We start from the raw sequence: 24,067 nt of genomic DNA on the forward strand, positions 1-24,067 counted from the left end.
CCGGGGGACAGGGGATGCGCACACGGCGCAGAAGCAGAACGGCTCTCGGCTCAGTTGCCGTCGTCGGTCTCGCCGTCGCCGTCGCCATCGCCGCCGTTCGGCGCGTACCGCCGAATCGCGTCGAGGTTGGGGAAGAACTTCTCGGGGTCGTCGTGTTCGACGACGCCAACGATGGTGCCGTCGAGCTTCTGGAGATAGGAGTACATCCGACCCTCTTCGACGGCGACGGTCGCACACTCAAGCGCCTCGCGGAGGTCCCACGCGCCCGCGATGAAGACCGCGGTCTCGGTCTCCGGCGAGAACAGCGCCGTCACGATGTACACGCGGCCGTCGTTCTCCGCGCGGTAGACTTCGTACTCGGGGAACGTGGTCGCCTCGAACAGCTCGGCGACCGTCTCGGCCTTGTCGCCGGGGATGACGTACGCGAGGCCGAACGCCCCCTCGTCGCCCTTCCCGCTGGAGGGACCGAACGGGCCGCTGTCGCCCGCGGCGATGCGGACCGTCGTCCACCCCTCGTCCTCGAAGTCGTCGGCCATCGCGGCCATGTCGTCGAGCGTCGCGCCCCACGCCTCGCGGCGACGGTCCGCCTCGCCGGCGATGCGTTCGACCTCGGGCGTCTCGTCGTCTCCGAGTTCGGCCATACCCGTTCTGGACGACGTATATGGTAAAAGGCATCGAAGGTCGCGGGCGCCCCCGACCGGTCAGTAGTTGATCTCGAAGACGACCTCCATCGCGTAGGAGGCCGCGAGGATACAGACCGACGCGAGGAGCAGTTTCACCCCGCTCGACGGCCGCTCGTCGCCGGTCGCCGGTCGCAGTCGCGGCGGCAGTATCGCGTCGAGGGCGTCCCCGACGAGCTTCTCGACGCCGACGGGCTCGTCGCTCCCCGAGAACAGGCCGCCGTCGGTGCCGCCGGTGCCGCCGCTTCCGTCTCCGCGCTTCCACGCCGCCTTCGGGCGAACCTTCAGCGACGAGTAGCCGAACATGGCGAATCCGAGAAAGAACATGAGCCACTTCGCGCCGGGCAGTCCGTTGCCGGCGAGCGTGCTCACGACGGCGGTCACGACGAACACCACGCCGGTGAGGGCGACGGCGTAGGCCACGGCGTCGATGGCCTTGACGCCGAATCGGCGTGGGTCGAACTCCATGGCTATCGGACGAGCGTCTCGAAGACGGTCGCCGGCTCCTCGTACTCGGCGTCGTGGCGGTGACAGAGGCTCAGCCGCCCTCGGTCGCCCACCGAGAGCTGTTCGGGCCGCTCGTGGTCACAGACGCTTCCGAACTCCTCGCGGAGGTAGGTCCGCGCGGCGTCTTCGTCGTCGTTTTCGGCGTAGTCGGCGGCCTCGCGGACGTGGGTCATCACGTCCGAAGGCACGTCGAGGTCGCCGAACAGCTCGGGGATGATCTCGTCCATGCCGGCGCGGTGGCTCTCCCGGCCGAGCAGTTTCCGGACGCGGTCGCTCAGCGAGGGGTCCGCGCGCGAGCGCTCCCGAAGCACCTCGCGGAAGATTTCGATGCGCTCCCAGACGTCGGGGTCCATGTCCCTGTACGCCGCCGGGCGAATCTTCACCGGACAGCGCGTCGAGAACGGACAGCCCGCCGGCGGGTCCCGCGGGCTCGGCGGCGTCCCGCGAAGGGTGATGCGGTCGCGCTCGACCGTCGGGTCAGGCTCCGGAATCGACGACAACAGCGCGTGGGTGTACGGGTTCGCCGGCTCGTCGAACAGCTCGTCGGCCGGGCCGATTTCCATCATGTTGCCGAGGTACATCACGGCGACGCGGTCGCAGATGTGGCGGACGACCGCGAGGTCGTGGGCGATAAACAGGTACGTCAGCCCGAACTCGTTTTGCAGGTCTTCGAGCAGGTTGAGAATCTTCGCCTGCACGGACACGTCGAGCGCCGACACCGGCTCGTCGAGGATGATGAACTCCGGTTCGAGCGCGAGCGCGCGGGCGATGCCGATGCGCTGGCGCTGGCCGCCGGAGAACTGGTGGGGGTAGCGGTAGTAGTGCTGTTCCTGCAGGCCGACGGTTTCGAGCAGTTCGCGGACGCGCTCGCGGCGTTCGGACGGCGTCTTCCAGTCGTGGACGTCGAGCGGCTCGCGGACGATTTCGCCGACGGTCATCCGCTCGTTGAGGCTCGAATCGGGGTCCTGGAACACCATCTGCACGTCCTTGCGGAACTGCTTGAGGTCGGAGCCGGACAGCGTGGTGATGTCCGTGCCGTTGAGTTTGACCTCGCCCGCGGTGGCCTCTTCGAGGCGCATCAGCGTGCGGCCGAGCGTGGACTTCCCACAGCCGGACTCGCCGACGAGCCCGAGCGTCTCGCCGCGCTGGATGTCGAACGAGACGCCGTCGACCGCCTTCACGGGATTGCTCCCGAGGAGGCCGCCGTCCTCGTAGTAGGTCTTGAGGTCGTTGACTTCGAGAATGGTCTCTCCGCGCGCCGTCGTGGGTCGCTCTTCTTCAGTGGGTGTGGTACTCATCGCGTGTCACCTCCGCGCTGTCCGCCCTCCCGGTGGACGGCGACCGCCTCCTCCGTGGGGAGGTCTTCGGGGTACAGCAGACACGACGCGCGGTGGTCGCCCGCGCCGTCGCCGACGTCGACGGGTTCGGGGTGGACCGTGTCGCACTCGGCGAACGCCTTCGGACACCGGGGGGCGAACCGGCAGTACGTCGGGTCCTCGTTCGGCGTCGGCACGTCGCCTTCGATGGTCGCGAGGCGCTCGTTCTCGTCGAGTCCCTGTCCGGGGATGGAGTTGAGAAGCCCCTGCGTGTAGGGGTGTTTCGGCGATTCGAACAGTTCGACGACGGGGGCGCTCTCGACGATTTCGCCCGCGTACATCACGTTGACGCGGTCGGCGATTTCGGCGATGACGCCCATGTCGTGGGTGATGAACATGATGCCGAGGTCGCGCTCTTCTTGAAGCTCTTCGAGGAGCTCCAGAATCTGCGCCTGGATGGTCACGTCGAGCGCGGTCGTCGGCTCGTCGCAGATGAGCAGTTCGGGGTCGCACGCGAGCGCCATCGCGATGACGGCGCGCTGGCGCATCCCGCCGGAGAACTGGTGGGGGTACTCGCGGACGCGACGGTGGGCGTCCGGAATCCCGACCGCTTCGAGCAGTTCGATTGCCTCCTTCGTTGCCTTCGACCCGCTCAGCCCGCGGTGGAGGCGAAGCGCCTCCTTGATCTGGTTGCCGACGGTGTAAACGGGGTTCAGGCTCGTCAGCGGGTCCTGAAACACCATGGCGATACTGCCGCCGCGGATGGAGCGCATCTGCTTCGGCGACTTGTCGAGGAGGTCCTCGCCGTCGTACATGATGCGGCCGTTCTCGATGCGGCCGGGGTTCTCGACCAGTCGCATGATAGAGCGGGCCGTGACGGACTTGCCGGAGCCGGACTCGCCGACGATGCCCACGGTCTCGCCGCGGAAAATGTCGAACGAGATGCCGTCGACCGCTCGGATGACCTCCTTGTCGGTGTAGAACGACGTCCGGAGGTTCTCGACGGAGAGCAGGGGCTCGCCCCCGGTGCGGGTCGAACGCGCCTGTTCGGTGCTCATGCGCCACCTCCCGTGGCGGCGGCCTCGTCACCGGTGTCCGCCTGCGGGTCGATGGCGTCGCGGATGCCGTCGCCGAAGGCGTTCAGCCCGGTCACGACGAGCGTGATGAGGAGGCCGGGAACCAGCGAGATGTGCCACGAGGGGCTCGCGACGTACTGCTGTCCGTTGGCGATGAGCCGCCCCCACTCGGGGGTCGGCGCGGTGATGCCGAGCCCGAGATACGAGAGCCCGGCGACGCTGATGATGATTCCACCGAGACTGAGCGAGGCGTAGATGAGCATGTAGCTGAACACGTAGGGTGCCATGTGTTTGCGCATGACCTGCGTCGGCGTCTGTCCGAACGACTTCGCGGCGTCGATCCAGTCCTCCTCGGACACCTGGAGCGCCGGGCCACGTATCGACCGCCAGATGAACGGCCAGTAGACGACGCTGAAGATGAGGATGATGAGCACCGCGCCGTCGTACAACTCCCTGACCCAGGTGTTCTGGAAGATGACGAGCATCAAGATGAGGACCATGATGACCGGCAACGCCTGTACCGAGTCGGAGACTAACACCGTCGCCAAGTCCGCCAGCCCCTTGTAGTACGCCGTTATCATGGCCAAGCCGAGTCCGATGAGCCCGGCGATGCCCATGGCGACGACGGCGATGGTCAGGGATATCCTGGCCCCGAACACCACCTGTGTGAACAGGTCCTTCCCGTTCGTCGCCGTGCCGAACGGATGGAACCGCCCGTAGTCGTCGTACGTCAGCGGCGCGACGTTCTCGTCACCCGCGCCCTGCGACCCCGAGCCGAGGTTGGCCTCGCCGACGAGGACCGTCTCGGTGCTCTGGGTGTCTTCGCTCCAGTAGGTGACCTCGTAGTCGTACGGCTGGAGGATGTTCCGCTCCATCGTGGTCGGCCCGAGCGCGGGCGCGAATACCGCCATGACCACAAACGTGATGACGATAACGAGCCCGAACTTGCCCCAGGAGTGACCCCGGAAGCGGTTGACCACGTCGTCCCGCGGCGTCCAGTCGACGCGGCGGTAGTGGCGGCGGAATCGGGTGTAGCCGTTCCACGCCCACGCCAGCACTGCGAAGGCGTACGCGTAGACGAACGCGACCCGGATGAACCACGCGACCGCGGGCGAGAGCCCGAGGAAGGTGTTCTCGTAGCCCGTTCCGTTCCAGTAGCCCTGGTTCGGAATCACGTCGCGGGAGACGAGCGTCGGAACCGCGTTGAACGCCGCCTGCAACGACTGGACGGCGGACGCGCCGGGGTCACCGGGGAGGAGGTTGACGACCACGCCGGCGACGGCGCCGACGACTTGGAGGATAGCGCCCAGCTCGACGCCGATGAGGACGGCACCGACGGCGGCCCAAATCAGCGCTGGCTGGGGGTTCTCAGCGACTCGTTGTCGGAGCGGAATCTCGGTTTCGGTTGTCGTGCTCACTGTGATTCACCCGTCGTACCCGACGCGCGGGTCGATAATCGTGTACAGGAAGTCCTGCAGGATGTTCGTGCCGACCAGGATGAGGATGAAGATGAACATCAGCGTCCCGATGAGCGGCAGGTCCCCGTTGATGGCGGCGTTGAAGAACAGCCACCCGAGGCCGTTGATGGCGAAGACCGTCTCGACGAACACCGACCCGCCGAGAAGCAGGAACGCCTCGCCCGTGATGATGGGCACGAGCGGGATGAGCGCGTTCCGGAAGATGTGCTTCCAGACGAGCGAGCGCCCGGAGACACCCTTCGCGCGGGCGGTCTCGACGTAGTTCGAGTTGATGGTTTCGAGGACGGCGGTGCGGCCGATACGCATCTCGTTACCCATCGACGCCGACCCGAGGACCAGCGCCGCCGGGGCGATCTGCTTCGTCGCCCGGATGAACGACTCGGTCCACCCGCCGGGGTCGGCGAGGAACTGCTCGACCGGCGATTGGAAGAAGCCCAGCGCCGGCGGCGTGACGACGTTCGTCCTGACGATCCACGTCTGCCACGTGAACAGGCCGTTCGTCCACGTCCCGAGCTGTGAGAGGGCCGTGACGAGCATGATTGCCAGCCAGAAGTTCGGCATCGCGCGCCAGACGATTCCGCCGAAGGAGGCGACATAGTCGGACGGCGTGTTCGGGTTCAATCCGGCGTAGAAGCCGAGCGGAATCCCGACGAACAGCGCGATGAGCACCGACCAGAAGCCGAGCCAAATCGTCCGGGGCGCGTAGATCTCGATGAGTTCGTACGCGGTCGTCCCGGGCGCGATGACCCACGACTGGCCGAGTTGGAAGGTGAACAGCTCGTACATGAAGTCGAGGTACTGACTCCAGAGCGGCTGGTTCAATCCGAGGTTCGTTCGAATCTGTTCTGCCGCCTGCGGGTTGTATTGCGTCCCCAGAATCGCCGACACGGGGTCGAGCGGCCCCAGGCGGATGAGGGCAAACGTAATCGTCGTCCCGAAGATGACGACAGGAATCGACATCAGTACCCTGCGGAGGAAGTACTGCCATCGACTCATGGCATCACCTCGCAGACCGTTCGAGCGGACATTATTGTAAGGGTTTACTGAGTGGTATGGTTATGTCTTGCGCTTCGAAGTCCCAATACTGCTGTTTCAGCAACTCTAACGCCAGATTATGCCACATAGTAGCGACTAACTATACGCTTGTCAAAAATATCCGGGAGTTCGATTCGGACGGGACGCGAGGGCGTGCCCGTGTTCCCCGGCGTTATCGGTTGAGGGTGACGTTGTTGAGCTTCTGGCGGCTCGGACCCATGCCACCGAACGGCTCGATTTCGACGGTGTCGTACCAGAACGTCTCTTCCTTCTGGTTGTAGACCGGCAACATCGCAACGTCTTCCCAGTTGGCCGTCTCGATGTCGACGTAGGCCTCGTTGCGGACCTGCTGGGCCTCGTCGGTCGGCGCCGGGTTGTCGACGACCTGCTGGTAGGCGTCGGTCGCCTGCTGGTAGGCGTCGCCGTTCTCGGCCGTCCAGTTGACGTACGAGATGGGGCCCTGCTCGGACGTGTCCGTCTGCGGCGGGTTCAGAAGCTGGAGGAAGTTGTCCGGGGCCGGCCAGTCGGCGATCCAGCCGAGGGTGTACGCTTCGAGCTGACCGTTGCGGCCGCGCTCGAGGAGCGTCGAGAAGTCGGCCTTCTGAATCTGCATGTTGATGTGGGCGGACGCGAGCTGGTCGCGGAGGATGCTCGCCATCTCCTCCCACGCGTTGTTGTTGTACTGAGTCCACTGGATCTCGTACTGGTTGTCCGGCCCGTAGCCGGCGTCCTCCATGACCTGACGGGCGGCCTCGATGTCCGTCTCGCCCGCGCTGTACGGGTAGTCGGAGCTGACGAGGTCGCTCGCGGCCTGCGCGCCGCCGGGGAAGATGGTCGGGGGCGTGAACAGTTCCGCCGGGGAGCCGCGGCCCTTGAACACCTCGGAGACCATCTGGTCTTGGTTCAGAACGTAGGCGAACGCCTGGCGGACCGCCTTCGGGACCTTCTCCATGTTGAAGCCGACGTAGTAGATAGACAGCGTCGGGACGCCGACGTAGTTGAGCGTCTTCCCGTTGCGGACGGGGCCGTACTGACCGACTTCACGACCGTACTCGTCGGTCGACTCCACCTGAACGAGACCGGGGTCGTACTGCGCGGTGGGCAGTCCGAAGTAGTCCGCGTTCTCGTTCATCGCGTAGTTGTAGCGGGCCGTGTCGTCCTCGATGACCTGCCAGCGGACGTTGTCGACCTGCGCGACCTGCCCGTAGTAGTCGTCGTACTTGGAGACGGCCGCGGCGGTGCCCTGCTCCCAGAAGGCGAACTCGAACGGACCCGCGCCGATGGGGTTGTTCGAGGCGAACTCGGTGTACTCCATCTCGCCGTCGTACTCCTCGATGTCGCCGAGAATGCCCTCGGGGAGGGCGGCGAAGGAGGTGTAGGCGAACATCTCGAGCGTGTCGTGGAACGGCTCTGCGAGGTTGACGACGAGTTCGCTCTCGCTCTCGCCGACCTCGAGGCCGAGCGTCCCGGGCACGTAGTTGCCCTCGTCGTCTTCCTCGTGTTCGACGCCGACGGAGTCGAGGATGAAGTAGGCGCGACGGCTGTTCTCGGAGGCCGCGAGGCGCTCCCACGCGTAAATGAAGTCGGAGGCGGTGACCTGGTCACCGTTGTGGTAGGTCGCGTCCGCGAGCTCGAACGTGTAGGTCGTGAAGTCGTCGGAGACCGTGTAGTCCGCGGCGAGTTCGTTTTCGACCGTCGGGAGGGCGTTCTGATAGGACATCAAGCAGTCGAAGACCTGCTGGATGAGGATGCCCGACGACGTGTCGGTCGCGGCGACGGGGTCCATCGTCGTGATGGTCCCGTCGAGGATGCGGTTGAACACCGAACCGGACAGCTCCGTGCCCGTGTCCTCTTGGGTGGTCTCGGTCTCCCCGCCACCGGACTCGGTCGTCGTCTCTTCACCGTCACCGCCGGTACAACCGGCGAGGGCGGCGGCCGTGGCGGCCCCCCCCGTTGCCTTCAGAAAACGGCGACGCGAGAGTTTGTTAGTGTCTGGCATTCAGAACAAAATTTTCGCGGCGCGTGGATAAACTTACCGTATTCGATTTGTTTGATATAGTGTAGCGTGGAAAGCACGTAGTTCCATACCCAAGCGGCGAAAACTGCCACGAGACTCCCTACAAAACTCGTTTCAGGTTTCACCCTCTGTTCTGAGGGACTGAACCGGCCGTCCCGGCTCGTCTCGCCCCGTCGTTTCGGTCCACTTATATAGGGGTGTCACTATGTATCATACATGACGCCGGATGCGACGGCTTCCGTCGACGACTCGGGCGCCGAGGTCATGGCCTCGGTGGATCGCTCTCAGACGGGCCAGCGTCTTATTATCGCGGATATCTCCCGCGACGACGCGTGGCTCGCTTCTGACGTAGCCGACGCGCTCGCGCTCGACGAGTGGCGGTAATCGCTCCGGCCCCGTTCGCCTCCCCGGCGAGCAGACCATTCACATTTTAGTCCGACTCGCTCGTGGTACGCTACATGAACGCTCGAGCGGTGACGGTGAGCGAGGAGTACCTCGCCCGTCTCGAACACGGCGCGGACTGGCGCGAGGAGATCGAGGAGTTCTGCGCGCGCAAGGGCATCGAGTCCGCGTGGTTCAACGCCATGGGTGCCGTCCAGGACGCCGAACTCTGGTTCTACGACCAGACGGACCAGGAGTACCAGTCCGTGACGTTCGACGAGCCGCTCGAAGTCGCCGCCTGCGTGGGTAACGTCGCGCTCCTCGACGGCGAGCCCTTCGCACACACGCACGCGATCCTCTCCCGACGGAGCGGCCAGGCGCTCGCGGGTCACCTCGACTCGGCGACCGTCTTCGCGGGCGAACTGAACCTCCGCGCCTTCGAGGAACCGCTCGAACGCGACCACGACGCGGTGACCGACCTCGACCTCTGGCTGTAACCGTGCGCGAGGAGGAAACCCGGTACTTCCGTCGCATCGAAGCCCGCCTCGACGAGGCGTTCGAGCTCGCGGAGGCCGCGAAGGCGACGGGGTACGACCCGAAGACCGAAGTCGAGATTCCGGTCGCCAAGGACATGGCCGACCGCGTCGAGAACATCCTCGGCATCGACGGCGTCGCAGAGCGCGTCCGCGAACTCGAAGGCGAGATGTCACGCGAGGAGGCCGCGCTCGAACTCGTGACCGACTTCGTCGACGGCAACGTCGGCGACTACGACTCCCGCGAGGGCAAAGTCGAGGGCGCGGTCCGAACCGCCGTCGCCCTGCTCACCGAGGGGGTCGTCGCCGCGCCCATCGAAGGCATCGACCGCGTCGAAATCCTCGAGAACGACGACGGCACCGAGTTCGTCAACGTCTACTACGCCGGCCCGATTCGCTCGGCGGGCGGCACCGCACAGGCGCTGTCCGTGCTCGTCGCCGACTACGCCCGCTCGCTCCTCGACATCGACGAGTACAAGGCCCGAAGCGACGAGGTCGAGCGCTACGTCGAGGAGGTCAACCTCTACGACAAGGAGACCGGTCTCCAGTACTCGCCGAAGGACAAGGAGTCGCGCTTCATCGCCGAGAACATGCCTATCATGCTCGACGGCGAGGCCACGGGCGACGAGGAGGTCTCGGGCTACCGCGACCTCGAACGCGTCGACACCAACTCCGCCCGCGGCGGCATGTGCCTCGTCATGGCCGAGGGAATCGCCCTCAAGGCCCCGAAGATTCAGCGCTACACCCGTCAGCTCGACGAGGTCGACTGGCCGTGGCTCCAGGACCTCATCGACGGCACCATCGGCAAGGACGACGGGAAGGCCGCGAAGGCCGACGACGCGGGAGACGACGCTGACGAGGCCGACGAGGCGGACGCCGACCCCGATGCCGACGCCGACGACGCCGAGAGCGACGCCCCCGACGGGCCGACCCGCGTCGAGCCCGCGACCAAGTTCCTCCGCGATCTCATCGCTGGCCGCCCGGTGTTCGGCCACCCCTCCGCGCCCGGCGGCTTCCGCCTCCGGTACGGCCGCGCCCGCAACCACGGCTTCGCGACCGCGGGCGTCCACCCCGCGACGATGCACATCGTTGACGACTTCATCGCCACGGGCACCCAAATCAAGACCGAGCGCCCCGGCAAGGCCGGCGGCGTCGTCCCCGTCGACTCCATCGAGGGGCCGACGGTCAGACTCGCCAACGGCGACGTGCGCCGCATCGACGACCCAGAGGAGGCCGAGGAGCTCCAGAACGGGGTCGAGAAGATTCTCGACCTCGGCGAGTACCTCGTCAACTTCGGCGAGTTCGTCGAGAACAACCACCCGCTCGCGCCCGCCTCGTACGTCTTCGAGTGGTGGATTCAGGACTTCGAGGCGACCGAGGCCAACGTGCAGGCGCTCCGCGACGACCCCGCCGTCGACCTCGAAGACCCCACCGTCGAGGACGCCCTCTCGTGGGCGGCCGAGTTCGACGCCCCGCTCCATCCCGTCTACACCTACCTCTGGCACGACATCTCGGTCGAGCGGTTCGACGCGCTCGCCGACGCCGTCGCGGCCGGCGAGGTCGTCGCCGCCGAGGCCGACGGCGGCACGACTGCCCCGCTCGAACACGACAACGAACCCGAGCGCGGACTGGAGGGCACGCTCGTCCTCGACAACACGCCCGAGATTCGGGAGGCGCTCGAACACCTGCTCGTCGCCCACCGCCAGACCGACGAGACGCTTCGCGTCCCCGTCTGGCGACCGCTCGCCCGGAGCCTCGGTCTCACCGACGACCGCGAGCGAACGTGGGAACTCGATGATCTCTCCGAGCACGCCCGCACGTGGGACGGCGGCGACAACGCCGTCGAGGCCGTCAACGAGGTCGCGCCCTTCACCGTCCGCGAGCGCGCGCCCACCCGCATCGGCAACCGCATGGGCCGCCCGGAGAAGTCCGAGCGCCGCGACCTCTCGCCCGCGGTCCACACGCTGTTTCCCATCGGCGAGGCCGGCGGGAGCCAGCGCGACGTGGGCGACGCCGCCAGACACCGCGGCGAGTCCGGCAAGCGCGGCCAGATTTCGGTCCGCCTCGGCCGGCGCAAGTGCCCCGACTGCGGCGCGTTCGGCTTCAAGTCGAAATGCCCCGACTGCGGCGGCCACACCGAACCCCACTACGAGTGCGACGACTGCGGGACCGTCCTCGAACCCGACGAGTCCGGCCGCGTCTACTGCGAGCGCTGTGACTGGGACGTCGAGAGCGCCGAGTGGCAGGACATCGACCTGAACACCGAGTACCGCGACGCCCTCGAACGCGTCGGCGAGCGGGAGTCGTCGTTCCAGATTCTCAAAGGTGTGAAGGGTCTCACCTCCGCGAACAAGACGCCCGAACCCATCGAGAAGGGCGTCCTGCGGGCGAAACACGACGTGTCGTCGTTCAAAGACGGTACCGTCCGCTACGACATGACCGACCTGCCCGTCACCGCGGTCCGCCCCGAGGAACTCGACGTGACGGCCGACCACTTCCGCGAACTCGGCTACGAGACCGACATCGACGGCGAACCCCTCCGGTTCGACGACCAGCTGGTCGAACTCAAAGTCCAGGACATCGTCCTCTCGAACGGCGCGGCCCAGCACATGATGCAGACCGCCGACTTCGTAGACGACCTCCTCGAACAGTTCTACGGCCTCGAGCGCTTCTACGAAATCGAAGAGCGCGACGACCTCATCGGCGAACTCGTCTTCGGGATGGCCCCCCACACCTCCGCCGCGGTCGTCGGCAGGGTTGTCGGTTTCACGACAGCGGCTGTCGGATACGCGCATCCGTACTTCCACGCCGCGAAGCGCCGGAACTGCTTCCACCCGGAGACGAAGGTCTGGTACCGAGACGAGACCGACCGGTGGCGATACGACGAGGTTCGAACGCTCGTCGAGGAACGACTCGATGAGCCGGAGACCGACGACTTCGGGACGCTCGTTCAGGAACTGGACGGAGACGTGTACGTTCCGTCTCTGACCAGAAGCGGCAGAGAGACCATCAAACCGGTCGAAGCCGTCTCTAAGCACGTCGCACAGAACCACCTCGTACGAATCGAGACTCGTGGTGGGAGAGAACTAACGGTCACTCCGGACCACACGGTGATTCGAGCCGACAAGGGCGGCTTCACCCGGATTCCCGCGCACGAACTCGACGAAGGCGACGCACTTCCGTCGCCTAAGCGCGTCGACATCGACGCGGACCCGGCGCAGTTCGACTTGCTCGCGGAGTTCCTGCACGGCGAGTCGATACCGGCCGAAGACCTGATGGTTCGGGGGCTCGGCGCGGACCGAATCCGTTCGCTCTTCGACGAGCATACCGAAGCAAACGGCTACCTGAAACCGGTCGCCGAGCGACTCGGACGGAGCGAGTCGACGGTTTACAACTGGGTCTCTCGCGACAGCGTTCCGGCATCGGTGTTCGTGGAGGTTCTCGGTGACGTCGAAACGGTCGTCGACGTGCTTCCGCGTGAGCTATCTCTCGGTGTCCGTCGCGATACCGCGACCGTTTCGAGAGTGCTCGATATCGACGAATCATTCGGAACTGTACTGGGGTACTACGCCGCAGAAGGATTCACGAGGGCATCGCACGGAAACCTCTACCAGACGACAATCTGTATCCCGGACGAACTCGCCCGTAAACGTATCCTCGATACCGTTAGCGAAGCACTCGGCGTCGACGCGTTCGAGGAGAACGAGTGGAAGGTCACGGTTTCGAGTCGGCTCGTCCAGTCGCTGTTTGCGGACGTCATCGGATGCGGGTCGCGTGCCGAGGACAAACGCGTCCCGGACTCGGTACTCACCGGCCCCGAGCCGGTGCTTCGGTCCTTCCTGTCGGCGTACTTCTCCGGCGACGGAAGCGCGTCTTCGGACCGCGTGGAGATTCGCGCGCACACCGTGAGCGACGACCTCAAACGCGACCTCGTTGCCGCACTCAAACGCTTCGGCATCGCCTCGAAGACCTACTCCGAGCGCCGAACGCCACAGACGGGTGCGGTGGCGGAGTTCTACGACGGAGACGAGGTCCCGACGTTCGACTCGTGGGTCCTCAAACTCACGTCGGAGAACGCGGTCCGATTCGCCGAGGAGGTCGGATTCCACCCCCCCCGAAAGAGCGAGGCGCTGGCGAGCGCGCTCGACGACACGGGCGTCCGAAGCCAGCGTCTCTTCTCGGACGGCGGGGACACGTGGCTCGACGAAGTCGTCTCGGTCGAATACCTCGAAAGCGACATCGACCACACCTACTCGTTGACCGTCGAAGACACCAACTCGCTCGTCGCCAACGACCTCCACGTCGCGCAGTGCGACGGTGACGAAGACTGCGTCATGCTCCTCATGGACGGTCTTCTCAACTTCTCGAAAGAATATCTCCCCGACAAGCGCGGCGGACAGATGGACGCGCCGCTCGTCATGTCCTCGCGCATCGACCCCTCGGAAATCGACGACGAGGCGCACAACATGGACATCGTGCGGCAGTACCCCCGCGAGTTCTACGAGGCGACCCTGCGGATGGAAGACCCCGACGACTGGGAAGACGAGGTCACCATCGCTGAGGAGTATCTCGGGACCGACCGCGAGTACACCGGCTTCGACCACACCCACGACACGACGGACATCGCCGCCGGCCCGGACCTCTCGGCGTACAAGACCCTCGGGTCGATGATGGACAAGATGGACGCCCAGCTGTTCCTCGCGCGGAAGCTCCGGGCGGTCGACGAGACGGACGTGGCCGAGCGCGTCATCGAGTACCACTTCCTACCGGACCTCATCGGCAACCTCCGCGCCTTCTCGCGGCAGGAGACGCGGTGTCTCGACTGCGGCGAGAAGTACCGGCGGATGCCGCTTTCGGGCGACTGCCGGGAGTGCGGCGGCCGGGTGAACCTGACGGTCCACCAGGGCTCCGTGAACAAGTACATGGACACCGCGATTCAGGTGGCAGAGGAGTTCGACTGCCGCGACTACACGAAACAGCGGCTCGAAGTGCTCGAAAAGAGCCTCGAATCGGTCTTCGAGAACGACAAAAACAAACAGTCGGGTATCGCGGACTTCATGTGAACTTCACTAACGAGTTAATTATAGTTGTTTGAAATTGAATGAATGAATTGAACGATGTGTGACTTCGCATTCTACCCCTCTCTGTATCACAAGGATTGCTCTGCTCTTCAGTCTTGGAAGTGTCCCTACCCATCGTTACCAAATCGCTCTTACTGTGTATTTCATACTCTCCCTCCGGTTTTGGATCAGATCTTCCCAGAGGAAAGTCAGAAAAGAATCGCATATCTGTCAACAATAAACCAAGCCGGTGTCGCAGAACTTGTCTGCACTCACGTTGAGATCAGCCTTCGACTGGATAGTATTCTACAGCTTATTGATGACGATTCACCGATCATTATCGCTGCGACGTATATCTCAGACTTGGATATCCGAAACACCAGTCTAGATCATGATCTTCAAATAATCGGGTGCCGGATCTCAAAAATCCAGGGTAGTAACGCAGATCTCCACCAGGGACTCACTATACTAGATTCGTCTATTCCCCACCTGACGCTAGAAGACTGCACTTTCAATGAGCAATGTAGGTTTACGGGTACTGAATTTGGTGTAGCTAATTTCACAGCGAGTACCTTCCGAAAGACTGCAAACTTCTCTGAACTCCCTCCAGAGGAAGTTAATATACGAGAAATACAACAAAATACTGCTGAAAACGCGGCAAGGTTCAAATCCTCTGCTATCTTCATGGGGACCTCTTTCGAAGAACTGGCTATCTTTACTGGAGTTGATTTTTTTGCGGGTGTCTCTTTCTTTGAGGCTGAATTCTTGAATGGGGGTTCGTTTGAACATGTATTTGCTAAAATTGGCATACAATTTGATTCAGTAACGTTTGATGGTGGAGTGAGATTCCAATCATCAAATATCGGTGTTGCTGGCTTTCGTAGTGCGGAATTCAACGACCGAACTGTTTTCAAATCGGTAACGTTTGGGCGGCGTGATTTTCTCACTCTCCGAGCTGACACCACTCATACTCATGCGGAGGGAATCAACTGTTCTGAGTTAGCAAAATACAATGAGTCACTTGAATTGGAACTGTTCAAAGAACTCCTTGATGCAGCAGAGGGCTTTGCTGCTGTCTTCACAGATTGCGAAGTTAACGGTCGGTTTGAAATCGTAGACTGTGTTGCGACTAACAATATTAATGCAATGGAGAGTCATTTCAACCACTTGGAATTAGAACTGGCCCCTTCATATAGAAATATCACTTGCGTACTTGATGACTCTGTCATAGAAAAGGGACAATTCAATATTCGACAAAAATGCTACATACAACTATCTGAGTCAGTCTTAGGAAGAGTTGACTTACAATCAGAGAATGTTGATCACCCCATTGATTACCTGTTCATAGATAACACCACATTTGACGGGTTTGATTTCTCTAAGCACAGACATCTGTTCCGAGCTAACGACTGGGTTATCGAAGGTGGAATTCTTGATGGCCAACATATTCATTCACCTCATCTAGAGTCCACTTATTCAAAAGCAAAGGAGGGTGCTAAGAAACAAGGGAGCGGCTTGGCGGCGACTGAGTTTTTCATCAAGGAATTACGATGTCGCCGAGATCAATACCTGAACGATATCCAATCACATAGCGATTGGCGTTCAAAACTCAAAGCCGGATATGGGATTGTTACAAATGACATCTTCTACATCACCAGTAGGTATGCTGAGAGTCCAAGTCTTGTTTTCATTTGGTCGGTACTGACCGTAATTGGATTCGCAGTTTGGTATGGCATGCATCCAGTGGACCTCTCATACCAGGAGACGCTGAATATCTCTTATCACCATATTGAGTTGGTGCTGTACCGGACTCAATTACCAAGAACTGATCTTGTTCCCGCTTCGCTATTTGTTCCCACTTACAAACTTACTGAGTCTGAAATCAGCATTGGAGGGATTGAATACCTCATTCTTAGCATCCAGTCTTTCACTGCCTTTCTGGTGACTGGAGGCATTGAAAAGTCTGATTCGACCGTTCGATTAGTTTCTTCCATTCAAAGCTTCTTGGGAACATTCTGGATCGGATTGTTTGTGTCTACTATGGTTCGGAGCTTCCAAAAATAGCCTCACAGATTCTATCTGTTGGCCTGGGGATGTGTTCCTCCACAAAATGTGTCAAAACCCTGTTTCGGCCCGCACAGCTGGGTGTGATGAGAATCACCGTTTGCTCTCGGAATCGTACACCACTAGCCGATTCTGTTCTGTAGCGACCATATATTGCTTCTCGTGCGCGCGAGGACAGGCAAAGCGCGCCGGCCGTTTCGCGCTCCAAGCAGTCGGCGGAATCGCCGGGTCCCGAACGCGGGCTGTGTCCATTCAATCGTATCGACTCGAGACGCGTTTGTCGCACTCTCCACCTATTCGAGATTGGGGGCTGATAACCGTTAGACCATCACGGTTCTACACGTCCGAATTTCGGACAATATTGTCAATCGCCTCTGCTAAGTAACGATGAACCCGGCTGAATTACCAGAATTCTAGAAGGAAGTGAGGTCTGTCTGGCCCTCGTCCACGCCAGTGACGCTTTGCCGTCGCACCCCGCCCGGCCGGACGATCTCCCCGGCCTCCAGGGAGTCCGTGAGCCACGCCGCCCGCTTCCCGACGTCTTCGAGGACGTCGTACGGGAAGCACACCTCGGGGTCAAACCGCTGGAAGACGACTCGGAGGGACCGCCGGAACGCGTTCCGAGTCTCGATGTCCAGCAGCGCGGGCTCTACGAGGATGTACATCTCGTCGTCCTCGTTCCAGTCGCGGCCGCGCGTGGACGTGTAGACGGCGTTCGCCAGTTCCGTCGGCGTCAGGTCGCCAATCTCCCCATCAGGCTCTTCATCGAGGCTGCCGGGCGTGAGGTAGAGCAGCTGGTCGCAGAGGTCAGCCGCGAAGCGGCGCTCACGGGAATGGAGTGTCGAACCGTCTGGCGGGCTGAGAACGGCGTACGTCGTCACAGGTCTGCATGAGCTACCCGTCTCGTCTTATTAGTCGCTTGGAAAACGGTCCGGCCCTACGAAGGGACGTTCCGTGCCGTCCAGGCCAGCACAGCTCCGACAGTAACTCCGACGAGAGAAACCCCGACCAGCGGGGCTATCGATTGGAGAACTACGAGACCGCCCAGAACGACCAGCAGCCCGATTAGAACGACCCCACCCAGCGACGTTACCGCGAACACGGGCAGACCCGCGGTGAACCGTTGAGTGACTGTACCGCCGATGTACGCGCCGCCTGCGAGAAGAACAGCGAGGACGATAATCAACGCTACACCTGGCTGTGCTTCAGAAATGACGAATGCCAAAAGCCCCGCCGCGAGGTATCCTGTGAGGAGCGCTCCACTGTTCTGAATGAGGTACTTGAACCGGGTCGTGTAGTTCATGGCCTCAACCATCATCACTCCCCCGAGCGCGGTCAACAGGATCGGGACGACCCGCAGACTTCGCAGTGTCGGAATCTGAGTGATCAGGTCTACCTGGGTGAACGCAGAACTGAGCCCGCCTAACTGGAGGCCAGAAATAGAAACGAAATGGGCACTGAGGAACACCCAGAGTGTCACCTTCCACCGTGGAAACTCTGTCAGGAGGTCAGAAGGCGTGAGAACGTACGTAATCAACCAACCGACTAAGAACGTAGCTAAACCGAAGACTGTTCCGTACAGGAGCTGTCGCTGGCGAACCCGCATTTGTATGTCGCAACGACAGACTACAGTATTATAACAGTTCCCGGTAAGGGTTCAGAAGAGATTAGCTACTGGTCTTTTGAATCCTGACCCAACCCGTTAGGCAGTTCTTCCAGCTCATAGAGACCGTGCCCGAGGTTGTTCACGTACTCGGCTGCAACGAGTAGCTGGAGGCGCTGGTGGACATACTGCCGGGAGTAATCCAGTTGTTCAGCCAGCCAACTCGGATTCCGGACACCGTTCTCAAGGGCGCGCAGGATACGCTTGTCCGCGCGGTTCAACTCGTGTGGCACTGTGATAGACACGTCTCTGTCCTCTATGTTGATGTTGTCCTTTACGCTTGTATTCTTAACGGTGTAATTGACATCGGACTTTACAACATATAGATTTATAGCGATGGGAACGATTGTGTGGATTATGGCGACGGCCTCAACTAAATCGATGATTGAACGCCCATTCCCGAAAGTGAAGGATCGCCCTACATCTGATGTCCCAGCAATCGCCAGAGACGGTGAATCTGGAATGTATGAGGTTATTGAGTGTCCTGAGTGCGGCTCAGAGGCCTTTGCCTATCTGCAGTTGCGGTATGCTTGCCGCGAGTGCAAAGTTGGCTCAAGAATCCTTCAAAAGGAGGTTAATTACGGTGGGCGATGGGAGCGCGTTCGAGAATGGATTCTGGAGCGAGATAACGACCAGTGCCAGAGATGTGGGGATTCCTCCGTTGGATTACAAGTACATCACAAAGAGAAACTTGTATGGTTTGAATCAATACAGGAAGCAAACACCCCTGAAAACCTCATCTCGCTGTGTGAAGATTGTCACGGGGAAGTTGAAGAACAGCCAGAGATGGCCTGTCTTCCGGTAATGTGAGTATAATGACGTCCGAACACACGCCGAGTTAGAAAGCTCAACCAATTTTAACAAACCATGGTGGATCGGAAAATACTCAAAAGAGCGTTAGAAGCAGAGGAAACGGAACAGACGGAGTGTCCTTTTTGTGGTGAGGTAATTCCAGCGTTTGAACTGAAGACTGACCATGCGCACCCAAGAGAGCAATCCGAATTAATCTTGACCCTTCTGAAGGAGACAGAGGAATGATATTCTGGGGCAGGAGACTTATATACTAACTTGAACTAAAGCCGGCCAGACGTGGTCCAACGAACGCTGTCCTCCTATCAATCGCCCTCCCAATCCTCTTCCTGCGGTCCATCCCCTCCCTCACCTCAGGGTCCGACTCACTATTTCTCACCGGGCCGTGAACTGACTGAGAAAGACGAATTCCGGCACTTAGTGTATCAGACGTACAAAGAGACCTATCAAGACGAAGGACATCATCCCCACCCAATTTTCACGAAGCTTCGGATCAACCGTCCGAAGCACGTGGCAATGCAGATCTACGCCGGGTTGATGAACGGTCACTCTCTCACCGAGTGCGTCGCCACTGCTGGTATCGATCTCGCCCGATTCGAAGACAGGAAATGGAGTGACCACCCCCGGATTCACAGCTTCGAGGCCCTCGTACGCTCGTATATCTGGGGGATGCTCCGCGGCATCGAGTACCGGAGTCACATTGTCTCCGAGCTCTCCGACCGGCCGAACACCCGTCGGGAACTCGGCTACGGAACCTTCAACGGGACGCGTCGGTGTCCACACCAGACGAACTTTAACGAGGCATGGAACGACCGCTTTGGTCCCGATCTCCGCGCATTCGTCACCGAAGTCGTGGCGTACGTACGCGAATGGGCCTACGACAACAACCGCCTCATCGAGACAACCGAGCTCCTGGTGCCCGACGAGCGCGACGAGACGCAGGAACTCACGAAGGACCAGATCCGGCGCATCGTCAACGAGATGGTCGGCTACATCACGCCGAACTACTCGTTCAACCGGGAAGGCGGCGTTTCGCACGACAAGAACGTCTTCTTCAAACTCCTCGCCCACTGCGCGCTCACCAGCTCCAGCGTCCACGGGGGAGGAGACACCTTCGAATGGCAGCAAATCGATGACGACGATCCGCCACACGGTCGGACTGTCCTCGACCTCGTGAAGAGCCTGTCCGCCGGTGAGATGCTCTCCATGTACGCCGACGCTATCGACGGTGTCGTGGAGGCCCTGGACAAGCAGGTCGGTCTCTACGACTCGCCTGTCCCGCTCGCTATCGACACGACGACCATCGAATCCGATGCGAAGTGGAAGCGCGTCACGATCCCTTCCATCGCTGATCCCGAGTACCACGGGTGGAGCGACCGAAAGAAGAAGGACACGTACGCGTACATCGAAGAAGAAGGAATCGAGTGTCTTGTCGGCGAAGACCCCGAGAAGATCCGAAAGGCCAGATTCCACGACGACGAGAAGCGGGAGGCGGCCGAACGAATCAACGACGTGGTTCGGTACGTCCACGGGACGAAGAGCGGTGACGAGTTCAAGTACGCGTGGGAGTTCGGTGCCGCCGCTATCGCGCACCCTTCGTGCCCGCTGATCTACGCGATGGAGCCGCTCGAACGAAAGGACGAGCTGGAGGATCACGTCGAACGCTTCATCGAGCGCGGGCAGGAACTCGTCACTGTCTCGGAAGTCTACATGGACTCGGCGTACTCGCAGGTCGCCGTCCAGCAACTCTTCCACTACGGGAACGCCTTCCGCACGGAAGACCAGTTCAACATCCCGTACGTGATGAACATCCGCGAAGAGGACAGCGTCAAGAAGGCGGTCCTCCAGGAGAAGCCCGGTCGCGGGGACATCACCACGCGGATGGACGAGAGTGAAGGCGACATCTCGGTGGTGAAGAACTACCGCCAGCACAGTCAGGAACACGGCTACGGCGCGACTACGCTGGTCGGCCTCCCGAAGCGGGACTACGAGAACGGCGGAGTCGTGGACGTCAAGGACCCGGTGACCGACCGAGTCGCCTTTTCGACGAGTCGGACGGACATCGATGCCGAGAACGCCATTGAGTTGCTCCGTGGACCCGATTCCGAGTCGTTTAGCGACCCGGTTCGGAGGCGGAAGGCGAAGCACGAGCGCGGCTACACGAATCGGTGGCTGATTGAGATCGGCTTCGAGAAGACGAAGGACTTCCTCGCGTTCACGAAGAGCGGTCACGGCGGTGTGCGGCTGTTCTACGTCCTCTACGCGTCCCTTCTGTTCGACGTGTGGATGACTGTGGACCGCGCCATCAAACACGAGGAGTACGAGCTGGGCTTCGATGTTGAGACCTACGACGAGGATGACTCGGTCGTGTACGCGACCTCGCCGAGAATCTCGGCTGATGTTCTCTCCACGATTGTGGCGAACTACCTGCGGCCGGTGACCTAAGCCGAAACGTAGCTCTCCCCCGTCCGCGACTACTGAGTGACATCTCTTTCTCTCGCTCGTTGTTTTCTTCGGAACGTCTAGTGCAACCATTGATTTCGTGAGAAGTCGATTTTCTGACCGAGTAGCATCGTTTATTTCACCACTTGATGCCGCTTTCTAACGGTTATATTTCGTCAATCTCGAATAGGTGACTCTCAATTCTATATCGCGCTATTTGATTTATTACTTATACCGCGTCCGGAGTGGCCGCGTTTCTTGCGGACGCTCGATATCGATTCGGCCGTTCCATTTTATTCGCTCGCGCGACGAATAGTTGCATATGGCTGACGAGACAGAGCCGACGGTGGGAATGACGGTGTACGCCGAAGACGGAAGCAAACTCGGTAGCATCCGCGGGTTCGACGAGGACGGGTTCTACGTCACGATTCGCGAGGGCCTCGCGGGGATGTCCATCGAACACGAGCGCGCCGGCCACGAGTTCGGCGAGGCCGAGTTGATGTGGCGGTGTAGCGACTGCGGCGAGATGGGCGACCTCGACGAACTGCCCGACACCTGTCCGAACTGCGGTGCCGAACGGGAGCAACTCTACTACTGGACCGAGGACTGAGCGGTCCGGTCGCCGTCTCCTTTTTTAGTGTCCGTGTTCGCCCATCGCCCCCGAGAGTGCCCGACACCGCCTCGAACGCGGATTCCCACATGGCGGGTGTCAATTAATGCGAAAACCGAAGCGAGAGACTACTATCATGGACATCCAGTCACTCGACGCCCTCGACGAGTCCGAGTTAGCGTCGGTTCTCGACAGAGACGCGGGAATCGACGAGATACGGGCGGACGTTCGCGGTATCGTCGAGGAAGTTCGGGACCGCGGGGACGACGCGCTTCGAGAGTTCAGCGAGAAGTTCGACGGCGTCGAGGTCGACACGCTCGACATCACGGCGCGGACGGAGCGGGCGGCGGAGGCGATAGAACCCGAGCTACGCGAGGCTATCGAGGCCGCAATCGACAACGTCCGCGCGTTTCACGAACGGCAGGTCCGGACCGACTGGACGGACTCTTTCGGCGGCGCGAGACTCGGTCGGCAGTTCCGCCCGCTCCGGCGAATCGGTGCGTACGTCCCCGGCGGGAGCGCCACCTATCCGTCGACCTCGATTATGACGGTCGTTCCGGCGAAGGTCGCGGGCGTCGAAGAGGTCGTCGTCGTGACGCCCCCCGCGGAGGAACTCAACCCGGTCACGCTCGCGGCCATCGGCCTCGCGGGTGCCGACGAGGTGTACAGCGTCGGCGGCGCACAGGCCATCGGCGCGCTCGCCTACGGCACCGAGACGATACCCCCGGTCGAGAAGGTCGTCGGCCCCGGGAACCGATGGGTCGCGGCCGCCAAAGCCGAAGTTCGCGGCGACGTCGCCATCGACATGATTGCCGGACCGACCGAGGTGCTGGTCGTCGCCGACGAGACCGCGTCTCCCCGGCTCGTCGCCGCCGAACTCGTCGGGCAGGCGGAACACGACCCGCACTCGTCGGTCGTCGCGGTCACCCCAGACGAATCGCTCGCGCGGGCGGTCGCCGACGAGGTCGAAGCCCAGGTTCCCGACCGCGCTCGCCCCGAGATAATCCGCGAGGCGCTGGCGAACGAGACCAGCGGCGTCTTCGTCGCGCCCTCGATGGACGAGGTGACGGCGTTCGCGGAGGCCTACGCGGTCGAACACCTCGTCGTGATGACCGCCGACGACGAGGCGACCGTCGACGCGATAGACAGCGCCGGAAGCGTCTTCGTCGGGGAGTACAGCCCCGTCGCCGCCGGTGACTACGCCAGCGGGACGAACCACGTCCTCCCAACCGGCGCGGGCGCGAAGACCACCGGTGGCCTCTCCGTGGACAGTTTCGTCCGGTCGCGGACCGTCCAGCACCTCGACCGCGACTCGCTCGACTCGCTGTCCGACACCATCGTCACGCTGGCCGAACTCGAAGGGCTCGAAGCCCACGCCGAGAGCGTTCGGAAGCGATTCGAGTAAGCAACGTCTCCCGACCCGACCCCCATTTGACCCGCCATTCGGCGGCTACCGATTAGTGGTCTCTACCGCGGTACCGTGTGTATGTCTGTCTTGGATGAGTTCACACTGCACGGCAAAACCGCAATCGTAACCGGGTCGAGCAAGGGCATCGGCCGGGCGCTCGCCGTGGCGCTCGCGGAGGCCGGCGCCGACATCTGTCTGGTCAACCGGAGCGAACGCGAGGGACGACTGGCCGCCGAGGAAATCGCCGCCGAGACGGGGGTCGAGACGCTCGCCGTGCCCGCGGACGTCACCGACGAAGACGACGTGGAAGCGATGGTCGAAGCGACGCTCGACGCGTTCGGCTCCATCGACATCCTCGTCAACAACGCGGGTATCGCCCGGACGGCCCCGGCCCACGAGATGTCGCTGGAGACGTGGAACGAGGTGCTCCAGACGAACCTGACCGGCGTGTTCCTCTGTACGAAGCACGCGGGAAAGGCGATGATAGACGGCGGGGGCGGGACCATCGTCAACATGGCCTCGATGTCCGCGTTCGTGGCGAACTACCCGCAGGAGGAGGTCGTCTATCACGCGTCGAAGGGAGGCGTCGTCTCGTTCACCCGCCAGTTGGCCTCCGAGTGGGCGAAGTACGACGTGCGGGCGAACGCGATGGCCCCGGGCTACATCCGCACCGAGATGGTCGACGAACTCCTCGCGGAGAACCCCGACATGGAGTCGGCGTGGCTCTCGGAGATGCTCATGGAGGAGATGGCTCCCCCCGAGGACCTCGGCGGCACCGTGGTCTACCTCGCGTCCGACGCCTCCTCGTATATGACCGGCGAGACGGTCGTCATCGACGGCGGGTACACCGTCAGATAGCGCCGCGCTCCCGGCGTTCGCGGCGGCATCGAACCGGGAGCGCCGCGACGTATATATCGCCCTCCGTATGGCTGTAGTGCGTTGATGCGTTTCTCGGTGCGTGTTCACGCATGAACAGCGACCCCACGA

19 protein-coding genes are annotated in these 24,067 nt (G+C 61.8%); 9 read left to right on the top strand and 10 right to left on the bottom strand.

The window, feature by feature from the left end; translation table 11 throughout:
- Positions 1-50: 50 nt before the first annotated feature.
- The 7 genes from C441_RS14920 to C441_RS14950 all read right to left on the bottom strand — a co-directional run bounded on the left by C441_RS14920 (position 51) and on the right by C441_RS14950 (position 8,091).
- A complete protein-coding gene (locus C441_RS14920; protein WP_007275829.1) occupies positions 51-641 on the bottom strand; it encodes a DUF7529 family protein in 591 nt (196 codons plus the stop codon).
- Between the two features lie 60 nt (positions 642-701).
- Positions 702-1,148 carry a DUF7555 family protein gene (locus C441_RS14925; protein WP_007275830.1) on the bottom strand — a complete coding sequence of 149 codons (447 nt, stop codon included), beginning with the start codon at positions 1,146-1,148 and terminating at the stop codon, positions 702-704.
- A gap of 2 nt (positions 1,149-1,150) precedes the next feature.
- Complete coding sequence (locus C441_RS14930; protein WP_007275831.1) at positions 1,151-2,485, bottom strand: ABC transporter ATP-binding protein; 1,335 nt, start codon at positions 2,483-2,485, stop codon at positions 1,151-1,153.
- On the bottom strand, positions 2,482-3,561 hold the full coding sequence (locus C441_RS14935) for an ABC transporter ATP-binding protein (RefSeq protein WP_007275832.1): 1,080 nt from the start codon (positions 3,559-3,561) through the stop codon (positions 2,482-2,484). The genes C441_RS14930 and C441_RS14935 overlap by 4 nt, the downstream gene beginning before the upstream one ends.
- Positions 3,558-4,997 (bottom strand): ABC transporter permease, encoded by a 1,440-nt coding sequence (locus C441_RS14940; RefSeq protein WP_007275833.1) that lies wholly within the window; start codon positions 4,995-4,997, stop codon positions 3,558-3,560. The genes C441_RS14935 and C441_RS14940 overlap by 4 nt, the downstream gene beginning before the upstream one ends.
- A 6-nt stretch (positions 4,998-5,003) precedes the next feature.
- Entirely contained in the window at positions 5,004-6,053 is a 1,050-nt protein-coding gene (locus C441_RS14945; RefSeq protein WP_004968800.1) for an ABC transporter permease, read from the bottom strand.
- Between the two features lie 211 nt (positions 6,054-6,264).
- A complete protein-coding gene (locus tag C441_RS14950) occupies positions 6,265-8,091 on the bottom strand; it encodes an ABC transporter substrate-binding protein (protein ID WP_007275834.1) in 1,827 nt (608 codons plus the stop codon).
- Positions 8,092-8,325: 234 nt separating this feature from the next.
- On the opposite strand from C441_RS14950, the gene C441_RS20025 reads away from it, so the two are divergent.
- The 4 genes from C441_RS20025 (at position 8,326) to C441_RS19580 (ending at position 16,147) form a co-directional block, all read left to right on the top strand.
- Positions 8,326-8,493, top strand: coding sequence for a DUF7556 family protein (locus C441_RS20025; RefSeq protein WP_004968802.1), 168 nt, complete (start codon positions 8,326-8,328; stop codon positions 8,491-8,493).
- 74 nt (positions 8,494-8,567) lie between these two features.
- The gene (locus tag C441_RS14955) at positions 8,568-8,987 is read left to right on the top strand and encodes a PPC domain-containing DNA-binding protein (RefSeq protein ID WP_004968803.1); all 420 of its coding nucleotides are present in this window, start codon (positions 8,568-8,570) and stop codon (positions 8,985-8,987) included.
- Positions 8,988-8,989: 2 nt separating this feature from the next.
- The gene (locus C441_RS14960; protein ID WP_007275835.1) at positions 8,990-14,086 is read left to right on the top strand and encodes a DNA polymerase II large subunit; all 5,097 of its coding nucleotides are present in this window, start codon (positions 8,990-8,992) and stop codon (positions 14,084-14,086) included.
- A 180-nt stretch (positions 14,087-14,266) separates the two neighbouring features.
- Positions 14,267-16,147 (top strand): pentapeptide repeat-containing protein, encoded by a 1,881-nt coding sequence (locus C441_RS19580; RefSeq protein ID WP_152420738.1) that lies wholly within the window; start codon positions 14,267-14,269, stop codon positions 16,145-16,147.
- A gap of 413 nt (positions 16,148-16,560) precedes the next feature.
- On the opposite strand, the gene C441_RS14965 is transcribed toward C441_RS19580, so the two are convergent.
- From C441_RS14965 to C441_RS14975, 3 genes are all read right to left on the bottom strand, one after another.
- Complete coding sequence (locus C441_RS14965) at positions 16,561-17,028, bottom strand: hypothetical protein (protein WP_007275836.1); 468 nt, start codon at positions 17,026-17,028, stop codon at positions 16,561-16,563.
- Positions 17,029-17,084: 56 nt separating this feature from the next.
- On the bottom strand, positions 17,085-17,753 hold the full coding sequence (locus C441_RS19735; protein WP_007275837.1) for a hypothetical protein: 669 nt from the start codon (positions 17,751-17,753) through the stop codon (positions 17,085-17,087).
- 65 nt (positions 17,754-17,818) lie between these two features.
- Complete coding sequence (locus tag C441_RS14975) at positions 17,819-18,043, bottom strand: MarR family transcriptional regulator (protein ID WP_007275838.1); 225 nt, start codon at positions 18,041-18,043, stop codon at positions 17,819-17,821.
- Positions 18,044-18,167: 124 nt separating this feature from the next.
- Here C441_RS14975 and C441_RS19140 point away from each other — a divergent pair, with 124 nt between their 5' ends.
- From C441_RS19140 to C441_RS14995, 5 genes are all read left to right on the top strand, one after another.
- Complete coding sequence (locus C441_RS19140) at positions 18,168-18,620, top strand: HNH endonuclease (RefSeq protein WP_204365682.1); 453 nt, start codon at positions 18,168-18,170, stop codon at positions 18,618-18,620.
- Between the two features lie 516 nt (positions 18,621-19,136).
- Entirely contained in the window at positions 19,137-21,065 is a 1,929-nt protein-coding gene (locus C441_RS14980; RefSeq protein WP_007275839.1) for a hypothetical protein, read from the top strand.
- A gap of 319 nt (positions 21,066-21,384) precedes the next feature.
- Complete coding sequence (locus C441_RS14985) at positions 21,385-21,672, top strand: DUF7130 family rubredoxin-like protein (RefSeq protein WP_007275840.1); 288 nt, start codon at positions 21,385-21,387, stop codon at positions 21,670-21,672.
- 136 nt (positions 21,673-21,808) lie between these two features.
- Complete coding sequence (hisD, locus tag C441_RS14990; protein ID WP_007275841.1) at positions 21,809-23,077, top strand: histidinol dehydrogenase; 1,269 nt, start codon at positions 21,809-21,811, stop codon at positions 23,075-23,077.
- An 81-nt stretch (positions 23,078-23,158) separates the two neighbouring features.
- Positions 23,159-23,938: an SDR family NAD(P)-dependent oxidoreductase gene (locus C441_RS14995; protein WP_007275842.1), complete on the top strand. Its 780-nt coding sequence runs from the start codon at positions 23,159-23,161 to the stop codon at positions 23,936-23,938.
- The last annotated feature ends 129 nt before the right edge of the window (positions 23,939-24,067 follow it).

Source organism: Haloferax sulfurifontis ATCC BAA-897 (assembly GCF_000337835.1).
Taxonomy (GTDB): domain Archaea; phylum Halobacteriota; class Halobacteria; order Halobacteriales; family Haloferacaceae; genus Haloferax; species Haloferax denitrificans.

Coding starts and splice junctions, on each gene's coding strand:
- C441_RS14920 (WP_007275829.1), bottom strand. CDS start 641: ATGGCCGAACTCGGAGACGACGAGACGCCCGAGGTCGAACGCATCGCC.
- C441_RS14925 (WP_007275830.1), bottom strand. CDS start 1,148: ATGGAGTTCGACCCACGCCGATTCGGCGTCAAGGCCATCGACGCCGTG.
- C441_RS14930 (WP_007275831.1), bottom strand. CDS start 2,485: ATGAGTACCACACCCACTGAAGAAGAGCGACCCACGACGGCGCGCGGA.
- C441_RS14935 (WP_007275832.1), bottom strand. CDS start 3,561: ATGAGCACCGAACAGGCGCGTTCGACCCGCACCGGGGGCGAGCCCCTG.
- C441_RS14945 (WP_004968800.1), bottom strand. CDS start 6,053: ATGAGTCGATGGCAGTACTTCCTCCGCAGGGTACTGATGTCGATTCCT.
- C441_RS14950 (WP_007275834.1), bottom strand. CDS start 8,091: ATGCCAGACACTAACAAACTCTCGCGTCGCCGTTTTCTGAAGGCAACG.
- C441_RS20025 (WP_004968802.1), top strand. CDS start 8,326: ATGACGCCGGATGCGACGGCTTCCGTCGACGACTCGGGCGCCGAGGTC.
- C441_RS14955 (WP_004968803.1), top strand. CDS start 8,568: ATGAACGCTCGAGCGGTGACGGTGAGCGAGGAGTACCTCGCCCGTCTC.
- C441_RS19735 (WP_007275837.1), bottom strand. CDS start 17,753: ATGCGGGTTCGCCAGCGACAGCTCCTGTACGGAACAGTCTTCGGTTTA.
- C441_RS19140 (WP_204365682.1), top strand. CDS start 18,168: ATGGCGACGGCCTCAACTAAATCGATGATTGAACGCCCATTCCCGAAA.
- C441_RS14980 (WP_007275839.1), top strand. CDS start 19,137: ATGCAGATCTACGCCGGGTTGATGAACGGTCACTCTCTCACCGAGTGC.
- C441_RS14985 (WP_007275840.1), top strand. CDS start 21,385: ATGGCTGACGAGACAGAGCCGACGGTGGGAATGACGGTGTACGCCGAA.
- hisD (WP_007275841.1), top strand. CDS start 21,809: ATGGACATCCAGTCACTCGACGCCCTCGACGAGTCCGAGTTAGCGTCG.
- C441_RS14995 (WP_007275842.1), top strand. CDS start 23,159: ATGTCTGTCTTGGATGAGTTCACACTGCACGGCAAAACCGCAATCGTA.